Raw genomic sequence first — 16,477 nt, forward strand, 5'->3', positions numbered from 1 at the left:
GTATGAACATTTCATGGGAAATTACGTGAAAAATGCGTAAAAAATTGCAATTCATACGCAGATAATTTATAATATTACGGTACGACTTAGGAGGCCTATATGATAGAAATATTAAAGAAACAATGGTTTGTGGTTCTAGTCGCAGTAATCTTTATCGGATTTGCGATATACTGTGTCTATGATACAAACAAAGGAAAACTTCCTGGAAAGAAAGTAGATGGCAAAGAAGTTGTTGCCACAATGAAGGATTACACATTGACAGCAGATGATTTGTATACAAGTTTATACAAAGAAAACAATGGTGCTCAAACTTTGTATATCCGTTTCCAGAATCTAGTAATTGATGAATCTGTAAAAACTGATGATGCATTGAAAACACGTGCAGATGAAATCGCAAAAACTTTACAGAGTCAGGCAGAATCAATGGCAAGTTATTACAGCACAACAGCAGAAACGTTAATTGCCAGTCAGTTAAAGAGCTATGGCTTTGAAGAAGATGATCTTGACGGTTATGCATTAATGGCTGCGAAAAACGAAAAATTAAGAGATGCTTACATCGATGCTCACAAAGATGAATTATTAACACCATTCTATAAGGATAAAAAACCACGTGTGGTATCCCACATCCTAATTAAAGTAGCTGATGTAAATAATCCAACTAAAGAAGAACAGAAGAAAATTGATGAAGTAGAGAAAGCATTAAAAGATGGCACTGATTTTGCGGAAGTTGCTAAAAAATACAGTGATGATACAGGAAGTAAAGATAACGGTGGATATATCGGCTATGTAGACAGCACCAATCCATCCAAGCTTGTACAAAGCTTTGTAGATGCCTCATTAAAACTGACAAAAGATGGTGAAGTTAGTGGCTGGGTAAAAGAAAGCAATGACAGCTACAGTGGATGGCATATGATCAAAGCTGATAAAGCTCAGTTAGATACCTTATTAAAGGATAAAGATGTGAAAAACCAGATTTATTCATCTATCGCATCATCCAGCAATGACATGTCTTTCAAATATATTTGGGAAGCAGCAAAAAAATTAGATATCAAATACGCAAATGATGATGTCAAGAAAGATATCATGAACTACATGGGCGTAGAAGAATAGGAGGCATACGACAATGAAGAAAACATTAGTTCTATTAAGTACCATTGCGATGGCTCTGACTTTGAGTGCCTGCAGCGATGCAACAGCAAACATTTCTGATGGAAATGAAACACTAATCAGTGTTGGTAGTGAAAAAGTAACAAAAGAAGATGTATACCAGTCATTAAAAGCTAATATTGGTACTGCGACTCTGGCGAAATTAAAAGCAGAGGTTTACAAAAAAGAAGATATTAAAGAAACTGATGAAATTAAAAAACAGGCTGATGAAAAACTTGCCCAAATTAAAAAACAGTGGGGCGACAATTATGAAAAGCAGCTGAAATCTGAAGGTTTCGCAAATGATCAGGAGTTAAAAGAAGCGTATATCTTACCTGCTCTGTATCAGACAGAACTTCAGAAAAAATATGTTACAGAAAACAAAGAAGCATTATTCAAAAGCTATGTTCCTTATAAAGCACAAATTTTCCAGGCTGATGATGAAACAAAAGCCAATGATGCGCTAAACGCATTAAAGAAAGGCGATAAATTCTCAGACGTTGTGAAAAAATATGGTACTACATCAACATATGATGGAAGTGAAAAGGTTTATACAAACCAGAGTGGACTTCCTAATGAAGTATTCTCCGCAATGTCTGGTGCTGGTAAAAAAGGACTTATAGAAAAAGTTATCACATCAACAAATACTTCTACTTCTGTGACATCTTATTACATTGTTAATTTAGTGGAAACAGAACCTAAGAATTATGAAGATGAAGCTATTCAGGCAATTGCTGAAACAAGCACCCTGGCTACAGAAGCTACAAAATTCTATTTTAAGAAATACGATATGACGATTTATGATATCGACGCATACAACAGCTTGAAAAATAGTGATTTGATCGTACAGTAAAAGAGCGAAAGCTCTTTTTCTTTTGGTATCGTTTTGTTATAATGAATAAGAAAAGAAAGAAGGTAAACATCAATGTGTATTTTTTGTAAAATCGTAAATCATGAAATTCCAAGCAGTGTGGTATATGAAGATGATGATGTATTAGCATTCTTAGACATCTCTCAAGTCACAAAGGGACATACACTTGTCATTCCTAAAAAACATTATGCAAATTTTATGGAATGTGATCCAGAAGTTATGAAGCATGTCATGGAGGTTGCACAAAAACTTGCCAAACAAATTATGGACGCAACTCATGCAAACGGTATGAACATTTTAAGTAATGTTAATGAAGTTGCTGGTCAAAGTGTGCCACACTTTCATATTCATCTGATTCCACGCTATCGTGAAGATGATGCTTGCGTGATTGAATTTAAGGAAAGTGAACCACAGGATTTAAATGAAGTATTATCACTTATAAAAAAATAATGAAGGAAATTTCTCCTTCATTATTTTTCTAACACCTCCATTTGATATTTACTGGGTGTTCTTCATTTTCTATCGCTACTTGCTTCAGTGAACGATATGCTCTACAAAACTCATTTCTGCCATATTCTTCATAAACAGCTTGTTCAGCTTCTGTACCAGCTTCATGATAGGCAGTAGCCGCAGCGCCATAAAACAAGAAACCCAACGCATTACTTGGCGTTTGCAAAATTGCACAAGCTGTCGCTATCGCTCTTGATGCCGCAACATCTACAGGATCATTTATTGTTTTCACATCATCTCTTGCTGTTTTCAGATATGGTTTTAGTTCTTTTACAGTAATTTCTTTTTCTAAACAGCATTTAACCATATTCATTGTTTCATTCAAACAGGAAGATGTATAAATCTTTGTATAATATTCTTTCACATAGGAAAGCGCCCATGCAGCCAGTGTTTCCTTGCTTTGAGTATCAATCAAATGCATCATATCCATACATTCCTGTCCATTTACATCACCCAACATTTTTCTAAGCTTTGCCACTTCAATCCCCTATTCTATTTTCTCAATTGTATATTGTTTGCCATATTTATGACTCATATAATTCTTAAAGTCTTTTTCTTTTTGTAAATTCTGTTTACCACTGACAATGATTTTTTCACCATAAATATCTTCTTTTAAAATCTTGCCACTGGTATTGATTTCATTATATGTAATCATATAATAAATCGTTTCATCCTTTGTTTCCAGCTTTTCTTCTTTATTAGATACATTGACTTCCCCTTTTGCGGTGATAGAATAAATATCTAATATCTTATCTTTACTTTCATCATCTTTCGCATTTAAAAAGATTCGATACATAAAACGATAATTTTCCAATTCTGGTTCACTTGTAAAATAGAAAGCTGTAAAATCATCAGACAGGATGGAAGACATGTTCTTTTCTAAATATTTCTTAGAATTATCTTTTACCTCATCTAATAATGTTTGCGGTATCTGTTTAACATTCTCATAACGCACAGGAAGTCCTTCTACTGTCACTTCTTTTACCACATTGATGGCATTGATATGATAACGGGATGCCAAAGTTTCATCATAGGTTGTGCTGATTTTTATTTTATCCCCGTTTTTTAGGTTTTTATTTGGCGTTACTTTATATTCTACCGTATCCATAAATTCCTGAATACGCTGATTGTAATTCAGGTTTTTATTACGCACGCTCACAACACCAGAGCCATCTTCTCCACGATATAATATTTCAATATCTTTGGTAATATCTACACCTGTTGTTCTAAAAAACAATAAATAACAGGTTGTATAAAGACTTAGAATGATCAAAGCCAGACATAATGCAGAAATCATCTTGCTTTTTATCGCATCTTTGCTTGGCACTTTAAAATGCATATCAGACATTTATGATCATCCTCCTTTTTTCTGTACTATTATAGCATGCTCCTATTACTTTTTCTATGTACCATTCCTTACGATTTTCTGTATTTTTCCATCAAGGCTTCCTTTACATCCTTACTTACTAGTGCATCGATATTCACATCATATTTCATCATTTCTCGAATAATGGAACTGGACACAAAGGCGTATGCAGGCGATGAAAATAAAAGCACAGTTTCGATTTCAGGATTTAAATATTGATTGGCACTTGCGATATCTAATTCATATTCATAGTCTTTTACACTTCTGACTCCACGAATTATTGCACAGGCACCATGCTGTTTTGCATATGTTACCGTTAAAGAAGTATCCGCATCTACAATTACATTATTTAAATGACTGGTATTGTTTTTTAACATACGCAGACGTTCTTCCTGTGTAAACATTGTCTTTTTCTCACTGTTTTCAAGAATTACAACAATCAGTTCATCAAATAATCTGCTTGCCCGCTCTATAATATCTAAGTGTCCTTTGGTTAATGGATCAAAGCTTCCTGGAAAAATCGCTTTTTTCATAAACTTCCTCTTTTCTTATAATATGTAATACGTGTAATTCCATATGTTACATCTTTTACTTTTTCAAAACAGCCGACTTGATCTTCAAAAACATCTTCTTTCTGGCTCTCACAGACAACATCACCATCATCTTTTACTAAATCAAGTTCATCTAACAGGTTCAGTATTTCATGAATCTGTTGTTTTTTATAAGGTGGATCAAGAAAAACAAGATCAAATGTTTTTGCTTCTTCTTTTGCCTGTTGTAAAGCACGGTGATAATCCATCTTCCATACCGTTACTTTCTGTTCCACGCCTAATGTTTTCGCATTTGCCTTGATGGTGCGTATCGCTTTGACACTCACATCACATAACAGACTTGTATCTATGCCTCGACTAATTGCCTCAAAACTCATATTGCCACTACCACCAAATAAATCTAACATAGACCCACCATCAAAATATGGTCCAATACGTGAGAAAATTGCTTCTTTCACTTTATCCGTGGTTGGTCTTGTGCCATTTCCTTCTACAGCGGATATGACTCTTGAACGAAATTCTCCAGCAACGATTCGCATTTTTTTCAACTCCTTGTGTATAAAACTTTTTCTACTGGGAAGATTAATAGTGCAACCGATAAAACGGTTGTTACCCCCCAATCTTTGTTTCTCCTCTTCCCTTTCTTAAAGAACCCTATCCCCTTGGGGTTCTTTTTTCTTTACCCTTTTTACCTTACGTATGGCTCCCTGACGCCGTATCCTTGATATTACAGCTTGCGAAATCCCAATCGCAGACATAATTGCCATCAAGGAAGATCCACCACTGGATATAAATAACAATGGCACACCTGTTAAAGGAATCAGGCCGCCAACACCACCAACATTCAGAATAAAGTGAATAAATATATAACTGGCGGTACCAAATAAAATAATCTTATATCCTTCATTTACTGTATGTTTTGCATAATAAAACAATTGACGGATGATGGTAAGGTAACATAACACAATAAACAAGAACCCAAACAGTCCTAATTCTTCAATAATAATGGCCAGAATAAAGTCATTGTCTGATTGTGTCAGATAACCATATTTCTGTATAGAGTTACCTAATCCTACCCCTTTTAATCCACCTCGTGCAATACCATATAATCCATTAATTGTCTGATAACCATTATTGAAAGGATCCGTAAAAGGATTCGCAGCATTTTCAATACGTACCGCAATATGGCTTAATGGCTGAATACTCGAAAACAGTTTAACACCAATATCACTCATCAAAACCAAGGCGCCAACACACCCAATCATGATGAGAATCCGCATAATTTTTTGTTGTTTCCTTAATCCTCTATTACTTGGAATCAAAAAGCATAAGACAGAAATCATCACGAATACCAGCATACTACCAATATCCTTCTGTAAAATGATAGGAATCAGACACATAAAGAAATATATAAACGGCCATTGCATGATTCGCATGAAGTTCCAGCGATTATTTCCTGCAATCGCAACGTATACTGCCATCACAACAATAATGAAGACTTTTGCGAATTCTGAGGGCTGAATCGTAACAATCTGCCCGGCTATCGCAAAACGAATCCATGCTTTACTACCATATACTTCTTTAGAAAATTGTGTAGCAATCAATGCCACCATAATCAAAATGCCGACAATCGGCAATGCTTTTTTTGCCCTTCCCATGTTGAAGTTATTCGCAAAAAATGTCAATAGCAGATAGGATACGATAATAAAGATGCTTTGTTTTATCATTACTTTTACGATATCCATGACGCCGCCTGTCGCATTTCCAACATTTGTTGAAATAATCATCAATGTGCCAAAGACCACAAGAAGCAAACTTGCAATATGTATCGGCATATCATATTTTTTTGGCATTTTTATTGATACAACGAGATTTTTTATTCGCATCTTTCATGACTCCTTTCTGCGTGATTTCCTTATAATGATATCATATTCCCTGTAATTTTTCACAATTAATTTATCAAAAGACTTCCATTCTATGAAAAAACCGTTTAAAATAATAACGTTGATAGAAAAGGAGTTAATCTACATGTATATTCATTATGATAATATCGTTAAAGATACAGACAGTGTTGTACGTCAAAAAAGTGAAAAAGTCAATCTTCCTTTAAGTGAAGAAGATAAGACTTTGTTACATGATTTATTTGTTTATGTAAAAGACAGTCAGGACGCAGAAATTGCAGAACGTGAAGATCTTCGTCCAGCAGTTGGTATTGCGGCTATTCAAATTGGTATTCCAAAAAGAATGCTGGCTGTTGTTGTTCCAGGTGAGGAAGAAGATGAAGTCTTTGAATATGCGCTGGCTAATCCACGCATTGTTTCTGAATCTGTACAAAAGGCCTATTTAAAGAATGGTGAAGGCTGTTTATCAGTAGAAGAAGAACATGAAGGCATTGTCCCTCGTAGTGCACGTGTGACTGTAAAAGGATATGATTTATTACAAGATAAAGAAGTAACCATTAAGGCTAAAAACTATCTTGCGATTGTTTTACAGCATGAAATTGATCATTTTTCAGGAACTTTATTCTATGATCGTATCAATGAAGATGATCCATGGCGTGCTATCCAGGATGCCGTTGTGATTGAATAATGCTCTGCTATAAGAGCATTTTTTATGGCTTTTTTTGAAGTTTTACGTTTATTCTCTATTTTTTATGCTATAATAATGAAAGATATGGTGCCATCTATATTCTAAATATCGAAAGGAGTTAATATGAATAACTATCATAACAATAAACAAGGCGCACCTAGAACTCATCAAGATCCAACAAGAAACAGTTATAATAAAATGAATACGGAGCGTAATGACACTTTAATCTATGCATTAGGTGGATTAGGCGAAGTAGGTAAAAATATGTACTGCTTTGAACATGAAAATGAGATTTTGATTGTGGATGCAGGTGTACGATTCCCAGAGGACAATCTTTTGGGTGTCGATTACGTCATTCCAGATTATGGATATCTGGTAAAAAACAACCGCAAGCGCAAAGTGCTTGTCATTACACATGGACATGAGGACCACATTGGTGGTATTCCCTTCCTGTTGAAAAGCGTGGATATTGAAGCAATTTATGCGCCAGCATTTGCAGTTGCTTTGATTAATAAAAAATTGGAAGAACGCAAAATGCTTCGCAGTGTGAAGCTGATTGAGATCAATGATCGCAGTTCTTTAAAAATGAATTATTTTACATGTGGTTTCTTTAATACCACACACTCTATTCCTGATTCCTTGGGAATTTTAATCAATACACCTAATGGCAGAATTGTCACTACCGGCGACTTTAAGTTCGATTTAACACCGGTTGGAAACAATGCGGACTATCAGGTCATGGCCTATATGGGACAAATTGGCGTCGATTTATTATTAAGTGATTCCACAAACTCAGGTGTTGAAGACTTCTCTATTTCAGAGAAAAAAGTCGCACAGGAGATTTTAGATATCATGAAGAAAACCAGCGGTCGTTTAATTGTCGCAACATTTGCATCTAATATATATCGTGTATCACAGATATTAGAAGCAGCTGTCGCATGTGGCCGTAAGGTAATCATCTTCGGACGCAGTATGGAAAACGTCGTAACGATTGGACGAAAGATGGGTAAAATCAAAGTTGGCGAACAGCATTTCTTATCCATTGACCAGTTGTCTACAACTCCTGCGAATAAAACATGTATCGTATGTACTGGAAGTCAAGGTGAACCTCTTGCGGCATTAAGCCGTATTGCCAATGGAACACATCGTTATATCAAACTGATTCCAGGTGATACTGTTATCTTCTCCAGTTCCCCAATTCCAGGAAATGGTGCAAGTGTAAATCAGGTTGTCAATAAGCTGTTTCGTGCTGGTGCCAACGTATTAACAAAATCCGTCTTAACCAATCTGCATACAACAGGACATGCCTCCCAGGAGGAACAAAAGCTGATGCTGCAGTTGATTAAGCCAAAATATTTTATGCCAGTGCATGGTGAATATAAGATGCTGAAGCAGCACAAGGATACAGCAATAGAAACAGGTATTCCTAGAGAAAACATCTTCACATGTGCAAATGGCGATGTATTGATTTTACGTGATCACAAGGTATATGAAAGCAGCTTTAGAATTCCTGCAGACGATATCTATGTTGATGGAAATGACATCAGCGGTGTATCAACGGCAGTGCTGAAAGACCGTAAGATCTTAGCGGACAATGGTCTTGTGGCAGTTATTATCGCAATAGATTCCAAAGACAACAAAGTTCTTTGTAAACCTGTCATTGTATCTCGTGGCTTTGTCTTTATCAAAGACAGCCAGGGACTATTAAAAGAAGCAGAAATGATTGTGTATGATGCATTGAATGAAAAGATGAAACAACGTACAACCTTCTCTGATTTAAAGAATACCGTACGTGGATCATTAGAACCATTCCTTTACAACAAAACGCATCGTAATCCAATCGTAATCCCTGTTATTATAAATTCTAAATCCGCAATGCAGGCAATGGCACAAGCAAGAGCTGCCAGAATGGCTGGTAAACGTATTCCTAGAAACAATGTAGCACCTGCTACTGAAAAACAAGAAAAAGCTGAATAAAGTGAAGTCATGTGCTTCACTTTTTCTTCATCAATTTTTCATGGTGTTCTATACATAAATATGATAAAATAATAAAGAATGTGAAAGGAGTGTTCCTGTGAAGAAATTATTAAAAATCTTATCTGTATTAGTGATTCTCGCCTTACTTTTGGCTGGTGTCTTCTTCTACAGTATTTATATATCCGTTGACCGTGTATCCTTAAATTATACAACCCTTACCTCACCTAAAATATCTGCGGATATGAATGATATTAAAATTGCTATGATATCTGATATCAAATACAATGGGTTTATGGGAAAAGATCGATTAACAAAGATGATCAATGAATTAAATGATGCAAATTGTGATATTGTATTATTTGGTGGTGACATGTTTGATAATCCTGCCACCAAAGAACCAGACAGTGCAGTTGTTAAAGAATTGACGGATATCTTAAAAAGTATTCAGGCTCCTTTAGGTAAATTTGCGGTATTGGGTGATCAGGATCAAGTTAATGACGATGTTAAAAATATTGTTTCTGATATCCTTTATCAATCTAATTTTGAAATATTAACAAATCAGGCAATCCGTATTCGTAATCATACAAAAAACAGTATTACCTTGGTTGGTATTGATTCTTTGATCAATGGCAATCCAAATCCTGACAGTGCCTTTAAAACGATTAGTGAGGATGAATACAATATCGTATTGACACACTGCCCTGATCTTATTTCAAGTGCAGACTTCAACAGCAATTATGTAGATGCGATGTTCGCCGGTCATTCTCTTGGTGGACAGATTTATTTACCTGTCATTGGGCCATTAAAAACCTTTGATGGCGCAAGAAGTTATAATCATGGCATGTATACTGTGAATAAAACGAAATTGTTTGTGTCCAATGGTCTTGGCACCATTGATATTGATATGCGTTTATTCGCCCCACCGGAAATTATGATCTTCCGTTTGCAAAATGGAAATGCCGCTTAAACATCTGTGCTATGCAGATGTTTTTTTCTTGAAATCGTATCAGAAAATATACAGAATCTGACGAAATCAGACAGGCATTTCTAAAGTTTTATGATTTGCATTTTTTTCTATTTTTCTATGCTATACTTTCCTTATCTTAAGGAGGAGCATTATATGAAATTTAAACAAGGACTGGCTATCCTGATGTGTACATTGCTGTTATTTGGCTGTACAAAAAAAGAAGAAACAATGACAGATGAAGTATCGGATATCATGGAAGTTTCAAATATGAAAATCAAAGTTGAAGATACCACATTCTATCTATATCAGCCAATGAATAAAGTTTTAGACAAATGGACTCCTGATCCATCTCTCAACATTACAAAGATTCAGGCAAAGGATCAATCATCTTTCAATCTGTTTTATAAAGCAGATTCCGAAAAAAAGATTTTTGTGACAGCATATAACCCTGAATCTAGTGAACAATCTGTAGAAAACTGTATCATCTTATACATATCTTTTGATGAATTCACGAAAAATATCAACAATTATGAACTGCCTCAAAATTTTAAATTAAATGAATCCAAAGAAGAGGATATCTTTCATACATTTGGTATTCCTATGTCATATCAACAGACAGCTACCCGTCGCACATATCTATACCATTCCTCTATGGATTTTACGAATACAGAACAGCTAAAATTAGAATTTGACCAGGGATTATTATTGGGAATGGAATTAAGAGGTACACCAGAAGGTATGAAACAAAAAACAAACACCTTCCTTACAGAAAAAGTATTAAAAAGAGCATTAATTCCCTTCTCCCCTACCAAGGATAAATCAACCGAGCTTTCCAAAGGTATCCTAGTCATAGAAAATAAAAAGATATCCGCAAATACATCGTTGAAAATCCTTCTTGATGATGGCTGGTCATGTGATTGGACTTCTGCACATATTAACAATGGCATTACCACAGTTTCCTTAAAAAAGAATGATGCGCATTATACCATGGATGTAAGTGGTGAATTTCAAAAGATAGAAGATGTCACAGATAAAAATATCATACAAACTATTGATTTCGATGCTCATGCGCATATTCAATTTCCTGAAAATCTGACAAGCAAATCAAATGCCGCAGAGTTCTTAGAAACATATGGTGCACCAACACGAATGATCTACACTCAACAAAATGCTGGATGTGGTTATATGTTTGATGATGGCTTGGAAGTTCATTTGACTTTCGACCCAGAAAATCATTTAACTTATACATCTATACGCTACCCCAAATAACAAGAAAGGAATTTCTAAATTATGAAACTAAATCAACATTTAATAATTTTATGCAGCTGTTTATTACTAGCTGGTTGTGGCAGCAGCCAAGATTCAACACCTAACACAAGCAAGCCTTCTTCCAATGCAGATAATTTATCGATATCCAATGTAAAAATACAGTTGGAAGGTACTGACTTTTATCTTTACCAGCCCACAAAAGAAGTTTTAAAAGATTGGGAACCAGAGAAACCGGTGGAAAATCTTCATACAGGAAAATATAAAGCGCTTTATTTTATCAACAAGAAGAATGATCAGGCTCGTATCAGTGTTCGTGTCTATAATAAAGAAATAGAAGACTGTTCCTTAGAAGATACCATCATAACGGAAATTTATACTGGTGTTTACAGCAGATCAAATGAAACCTTCCATTTACCTAAAGATGTAAAACTGAATGTATCAAGTGAAGAAGATGTATGTAAAGCGATTGGATATCCTTTGATTTATACACAGGAGGAAAAAGATCCTGTATTCATTTATAAAACTGCCTTTGAAGATAACAAGGCAGAAACGATGACCATAGAATTTAAGGATCATCGTTTAGATGGCATCACATTGCATGCAACTGGTACCAATCGTGATCAACCAGAAAAAAGCTTTGATCCTAAGTCATTAACAGGTATGGATCCTGTGGCATTTTCACTTAATAAACCAATATCTTCATCACTTTCTGAAGGTATCTTGGAATTAGAAGGTATAAAAATCCAAAAAAACACCCCTATCAAAACATTGATTGATCAGGGATGGACTACAGATTGGTTATCTCAGCATTTGGATTCTACCACAATTCCGTTGACAAAAGATAAAGAAAAATACATGATTGATGTCAAAGGTATTGTAAATGATATAAAAGATCTTACAAAAGAACATGTCATTACCAGTATTGATTTTAATGAAACTTCTAATATCATTCTGCCAGAAAATATCACACTTGGCGCAGAAATCAGTGATGTGATCAATCATTATGGCACACCATTTTATTTAAGCTATACAGATGACCAAGAAGTCTATGTAAAATATCAATGTGATAATGATATGATCTATCATCTTAGTTTTGATAAGAACAAAAAATTAGTTCATGGTATTGTTAGCTATTAAATGAAAAAAGGAGATTTCTCTCCTTTTCTTTTATGCTCTTAATTCTGCGTTGACATCCTTCTTTAAGGAAGCCATAATTTTTTCATGAATTTCATTGATTTCTGTATCCTTCAATGTCTTATTGAAAGACTGGAATGTTACTGTCAATGCGATAGACTTGTATCCTGCTTCTACATGTTCTCCCATATAAACATCGAATACTTCTACATTTTGAATAATATTTTCTTTTTCCAGTTTACCATTTTTCTTAATGCTGGAAATAATATCCGCTACCTTGACATCTTCTTGTACAACAAGTGCATAGTCACGAGTCACAGATGGATATTTACTGATTTCTGTGAATTTTACTTTTGCCGGTTTATTCTTTAACAGGATTTCCATATTGATTTCCATAGCAACAGTTTCATTGATACCATATCTCTTTGCAACAGCTGGATGAATCTGACCTAAGATACCCAGCAACTCTTTTCCAAGATATACTTCTGCGCTGCGATATGGGTGGAAGTTTTTCATATCTGTTTTGTTTTCCTTAAACATGATACGTTTTGCATCATATCCAATAGAAGCCATAATTGCTTCCAACAGACCCTTCATGGTATAGAAGTCCACATCGACACTGTATTTCTGCCAACGGTTTTTATGTAATGCGCCACTAGCGACAACACATAAACGTTCTTCTACTTCACCTACACCGTATACATTGCTCATTTCATATAACGCAATATCCTTGATGCTTCTTGCCTGATTGTATGCAATACATTCCAATAGACTTGGTAAAATAGAGTTACGTACATATTTATGATCTTCACTCATTGGTGAAGCTAATTCATAAACATGTTCCTGTCCCATTACAGCATCATCGATTTCTTTTTGACCTACTAAAGAATATGTCACAGCTTCATTGTAGCCTAAGTCTGCCAACATACCACGGAATTTTCTTCTCAAAGCCTGACGCTTGTTTAATGCGCCAAGGGTAGCTGGAAGCTCTGGTAATGTACTAGGTAAACGATCATATCCTAAGATACGAATCAGTTCTTCTGCGATATCTTCTTCAATAGATAGATCGGTACGATAACTTGGGATTACAACATGAATGTCTTCCCCGTTTTTAACAGGCTGTAAATGCAAATCACATAATACCTGCATGACTTCTTCTTCCCCAAAATCAGTACCCAGTAATTTATTGATACTTGCTAAATTCACATCAAATTCTACTGGTGTATAGTTATTAGAACCATATTGTTTGGTTTCTTCTAAACCACTGGCATCTGCATATTCACACAGTAATTGAACAGCACGATCCATTGCCTTAAAGGTAGCCATTGGCTCAATACCTTTCTGATAACGGACACTTGCATCTGTATTCAGATTTAAACGACGTGCTGTATTACGGATAGATACATGATTGAATACAGCAGCTTCGATTATGATACCTGTTGTTGTATCTTCAATCTTACTGTCATCTCCACCCATGACACCAGCAATACCAATTGGTTTGCCTTCTGTAGTAATAACGATATCATCTTTTGTTAATTGATATTCAATACCATCTAATGCTGTATATACTTCTTCAATACCATCTTTTACAGTAATCTCCTGTGCAGGTATTGCATGAATATCATAAAAGTGCAATGGCTGACCAGTTTCTAACATGACAATGTTACTGATATCCACAACATTATTGATAGATTTCATACCAGATGCCATCAACAGTTCTTTCATCCATTTTGGTGATTCTTTGATCGTCACATGATTGATCACTTTACCTAAGAACAATGGACATTTTTCTGTTTCACTGGATACATGTAGTTTTGTTTCTGTACCAACAGATGCAGCACCATCTGCATAAGGAATTTTTACTTCTTTATGTAATACAGCACCAGCTTCTAAAGCCATAGACCATGCGGCCATACAATCATTACGATTTGGTGTTAACCCGATATCTAAAATTTCATCATCTAATCCTAAATACCCTAATGGATCACAGTTTCCTACAGGTGCATCTTCATCTAATACTTCAATACCATTCTTACTTTCTTCACTCAGCATATGTGCATCTACGCCAAGTTCTAATAAAGAACATATCATACCATTGCTTTCCTGTCCACGAATCATACCTGCTTTGATTTCACCACCAGGAAGTTTTGCGCCAACACGTGCCACAATGACCTTCTGTCCAGCTGCCACATTTGGCGCTCCACAAACGATCTGTTCAATTTTTTCACCCAGATCTACTTTACAAACATGTAAATGATCACTATCTGGATGATCTACACATTCTAAAACTTTTCCTATGACCAGATTAGTTCCCTGGCTCATTTTTTCGATTCCTTCTACTTCAGAACCACTATTTGTGATCTTATCTGCTAATTCTTCAATGCTTAGATCACTTACATCCATATATTGACTTAACCATTTTCTACTTATGATCATGATGTACCCTCCTATTCAAAACGGTTGAACGTTTTCAAGAAACGAATATCGTTTGTATAGAAATCACGAATATCTGTGATACCATACTTCAACATTGCGACACGTTCAATACCGATACCAAATGCAAAGCCGCTTAGTTCATCAGGATCATATCCTGCCATACGTAAAACATTTGGATGTACCATACCAGCACCTAAGATTTCAATCCATCCAGTACCTTTACAAACAGGACATCCTTTACCACCACATACATGGCAGCTGACATCTACTTCTACACTAGGTTCTGTGAACTGGAAATAGCTTGGACGGAAACGAATCGTTCTGTTTTCCCCAAACATTTTCTTTGCCAGGAATAATAATGTACCCTTTAAATCTGATAATGTGATATTTTTATCTACGACCAATCCTTCACACTGCATAAACTGGTGAGAATGTGTCGCATCATCATCATCTCTACGATACACTTTACCTGGACAGATTACCTTGATTGGAAGTTTTTGTTCTTTTGCGCCTGCCTCTAATTCACGCATCTGTACCGCAGTTGTATGGGTACGCATCAATTCTTCCGCATTGATATAGAAAGTATCCTGCATATCTCTTGCTGGGTGATCCTTTGGAATATTCGCACGTTCAAAGTTATATAAATCCTGTTCTACTTCAGGACCTTCTCCAATTTCATATCCAAGACCAATAAACAAGTCTTCCATTTCCTGCTGTACAAGCATCAATGGGTGAATATTACCAAGTGTAGGTTTTTGTCCATCTAATGTGATATCGATTTTTTCTGATTCGATTTTCTTGTTCATTTCCTCTACTTCCAGCACTGCTTTACGATCTTCGATTACTTGTGCAAGCTGGCTTTTTACTTCATTGACCTGCTGACCAAAAGCAGGACGTTCTTCTTTTGGAAGATCCTTCATTGATTTCATTACTTCCTGAATTGGTCCTTTTTTACCAAGATATAAAACACGTAGACTTTGTAGTTCATTCATATCTTTACAGGACGCAATCTTATTCAGAGCTTCTTCTCTGATTGTTGTTAGTTTTTCCATGTCTAATCCATCCTTTCTGCCATAAAAAAAGCCCCAAGATACAGGAACGCTGGACATTGCGCGGTACCATCCTGTTTCATCTTGCGACACACCTTACTTATCATGATAACCGTCATGGATACGGGAGATGATTAATCTCACTCCAAGGTGAATTCATAAAGCCATACATCAAGAAAACTTTCAGTCCATGATTTTCTCTCCCTAACATGCTGGTGCCTTATTACTACTCCTTATCAACGTTTTCTCATTCATTATACCCAATTTGTCCTTTATTTACAAGCATTTTTTCTGATTTGTACACTATTTTGAATCATAAATTTTACAAAAAATTAATGAAAAAATCTGTATTCTGTAGTATCATGATACATAAGCAAAGGGAGGAATGAAAATGTTAAAGATTATGAGTGCAGGTCCTACACAGGTCAGAGAAAATGTACGTCAAGCTAGAAGCCGCATTTGCACAAACCCTGATTTAGACCCGGCTTTTTTTCAATCTTATGAAGAAACATGTAAGAAAATCAGTAGTATTCTGCATACAAACAACGATACCCATATCCTGATCAGCTTGTGTCAAGTAGACACACAAAATAATTAAAACATTTTTGTCCA

General features: G+C 35.5%; 16 protein-coding genes. 9 read left to right on the forward strand and 7 right to left on the reverse strand.

Translation table 11 applies throughout. The annotated features are described in order from the left end of the window. Positions 1 to 99 precede the first annotated feature (99 nt). The 3 genes from DW114_RS17725 (at position 100) to DW114_RS17735 (ending at position 2,467) form a co-directional block, all read left to right on the forward strand. Entirely contained in the window at positions 100 to 1,110 is a 1,011-nt protein-coding gene (locus tag DW114_RS17725; protein WP_117455141.1) for a peptidylprolyl isomerase, read from the forward strand. A 13-nt stretch (positions 1,111 to 1,123) separates the two neighbouring features. Beyond that, positions 1,124 to 1,999, forward strand: coding sequence for a hypothetical protein (locus tag DW114_RS17730; protein ID WP_117455143.1), 876 nt, complete (start codon positions 1,124 to 1,126; stop codon positions 1,997 to 1,999). A gap of 72 nt (positions 2,000 to 2,071) precedes the next feature. Then, positions 2,072 to 2,467, forward strand: coding sequence for an HIT family protein (locus tag DW114_RS17735; protein WP_117455145.1), 396 nt, complete (start codon positions 2,072 to 2,074; stop codon positions 2,465 to 2,467). A 28-nt stretch (positions 2,468 to 2,495) separates the two neighbouring features. Here the strand turns inward: DW114_RS17735 and DW114_RS17740 are convergent, their stop codons facing one another. The 5 genes from DW114_RS17740 to DW114_RS17760 all read right to left on the reverse strand — a co-directional run bounded on the left by DW114_RS17740 (position 2,496) and on the right by DW114_RS17760 (position 6,330). Further along, positions 2,496 to 3,005 (reverse strand): putative immunity protein, encoded by a 510-nt coding sequence (locus DW114_RS17740; RefSeq protein ID WP_117455147.1) that lies wholly within the window; start codon positions 3,003 to 3,005, stop codon positions 2,496 to 2,498. Positions 3,006 to 3,014: 9 nt separating this feature from the next. Continuing rightward, positions 3,015 to 3,875 carry a hypothetical protein gene (locus tag DW114_RS17745; RefSeq protein ID WP_117455149.1) on the reverse strand — a complete coding sequence of 287 codons (861 nt, stop codon included), beginning with the start codon at positions 3,873 to 3,875 and terminating at the stop codon, positions 3,015 to 3,017. Between the two features lie 68 nt (positions 3,876 to 3,943). Continuing rightward, positions 3,944 to 4,426: a pantetheine-phosphate adenylyltransferase gene (coaD, locus tag DW114_RS17750; protein WP_117455151.1), complete on the reverse strand. Its 483-nt coding sequence runs from the start codon at positions 4,424 to 4,426 to the stop codon at positions 3,944 to 3,946. Beyond that, positions 4,423 to 5,064 carry a 16S rRNA (guanine(966)-N(2))-methyltransferase RsmD gene (gene rsmD, locus DW114_RS17755; protein ID WP_333782600.1) on the reverse strand — a complete coding sequence of 214 codons (642 nt, stop codon included), beginning with the start codon at positions 5,062 to 5,064 and terminating at the stop codon, positions 4,423 to 4,425. Before rsmD ends, coaD begins: the two co-directional genes overlap by 4 nt. Before the next feature lie 24 nt (positions 5,065 to 5,088). After that, complete coding sequence (locus DW114_RS17760; RefSeq protein ID WP_117455156.1) at positions 5,089 to 6,330, reverse strand: FtsW/RodA/SpoVE family cell cycle protein; 1,242 nt, start codon at positions 6,328 to 6,330, stop codon at positions 5,089 to 5,091. A gap of 142 nt (positions 6,331 to 6,472) precedes the next feature. Between DW114_RS17760 and def the strand changes: the two genes are divergently transcribed. The 5 genes from def to DW114_RS17785 all read left to right on the forward strand — a co-directional run bounded on the left by def (position 6,473) and on the right by DW114_RS17785 (position 12,383). Next, positions 6,473 to 7,033, forward strand: a complete 561-nt coding sequence (gene def / locus DW114_RS17765) for a peptide deformylase (RefSeq protein ID WP_117455158.1) — start codon at positions 6,473 to 6,475, stop codon at positions 7,031 to 7,033. 123 nt (positions 7,034 to 7,156) lie between these two features. After that, a complete protein-coding gene (gene rnjA, locus DW114_RS17770; RefSeq protein WP_117455160.1) occupies positions 7,157 to 9,010 on the forward strand; it encodes a ribonuclease J1 in 1,854 nt (617 codons plus the stop codon). Positions 9,011 to 9,107: 97 nt separating this feature from the next. Further along, entirely contained in the window at positions 9,108 to 9,977 is an 870-nt protein-coding gene (locus tag DW114_RS17775; protein ID WP_117455162.1) for a metallophosphoesterase, read from the forward strand. A 153-nt stretch (positions 9,978 to 10,130) separates the two neighbouring features. Further along, a complete protein-coding gene (locus tag DW114_RS17780; protein ID WP_117455164.1) occupies positions 10,131 to 11,246 on the forward strand; it encodes a hypothetical protein in 1,116 nt (371 codons plus the stop codon). 21 nt (positions 11,247 to 11,267) lie between these two features. Further along, entirely contained in the window at positions 11,268 to 12,383 is a 1,116-nt protein-coding gene (locus DW114_RS17785; protein ID WP_117455166.1) for a hypothetical protein, read from the forward strand. A 30-nt stretch (positions 12,384 to 12,413) separates the two neighbouring features. On the opposite strand, the gene pheT is transcribed toward DW114_RS17785, so the two are convergent. Both pheT and pheS read right to left on the reverse strand, forming a co-directional pair. Beyond that, the gene (gene pheT, locus DW114_RS17790; RefSeq protein WP_117455168.1) at positions 12,414 to 14,816 is read right to left on the reverse strand and encodes a phenylalanine--tRNA ligase subunit beta; all 2,403 of its coding nucleotides are present in this window, start codon (positions 14,814 to 14,816) and stop codon (positions 12,414 to 12,416) included. 11 nt (positions 14,817 to 14,827) lie between these two features. After that, the gene (gene pheS, locus DW114_RS17795) at positions 14,828 to 15,868 is read right to left on the reverse strand and encodes a phenylalanine--tRNA ligase subunit alpha (protein ID WP_117455176.1); all 1,041 of its coding nucleotides are present in this window, start codon (positions 15,866 to 15,868) and stop codon (positions 14,828 to 14,830) included. Positions 15,869 to 16,256: 388 nt separating this feature from the next. Here pheS and DW114_RS17800 point away from each other — a divergent pair, with 388 nt between their 5' ends. Next, positions 16,257 to 16,463 carry a hypothetical protein gene (locus DW114_RS17800; RefSeq protein WP_117455170.1) on the forward strand — a complete coding sequence of 69 codons (207 nt, stop codon included), beginning with the start codon at positions 16,257 to 16,259 and terminating at the stop codon, positions 16,461 to 16,463. The last annotated feature ends 14 nt before the right edge of the window (positions 16,464 to 16,477 follow it).

Origin of the sequence: Absiella sp. AM09-50 (genome assembly GCF_003433845.1) — a bacterium.
Taxonomy (GTDB): domain Bacteria; phylum Bacillota_I; class Bacilli_A; order Erysipelotrichales; family Erysipelotrichaceae; genus Hoskinsella; species Hoskinsella hominis.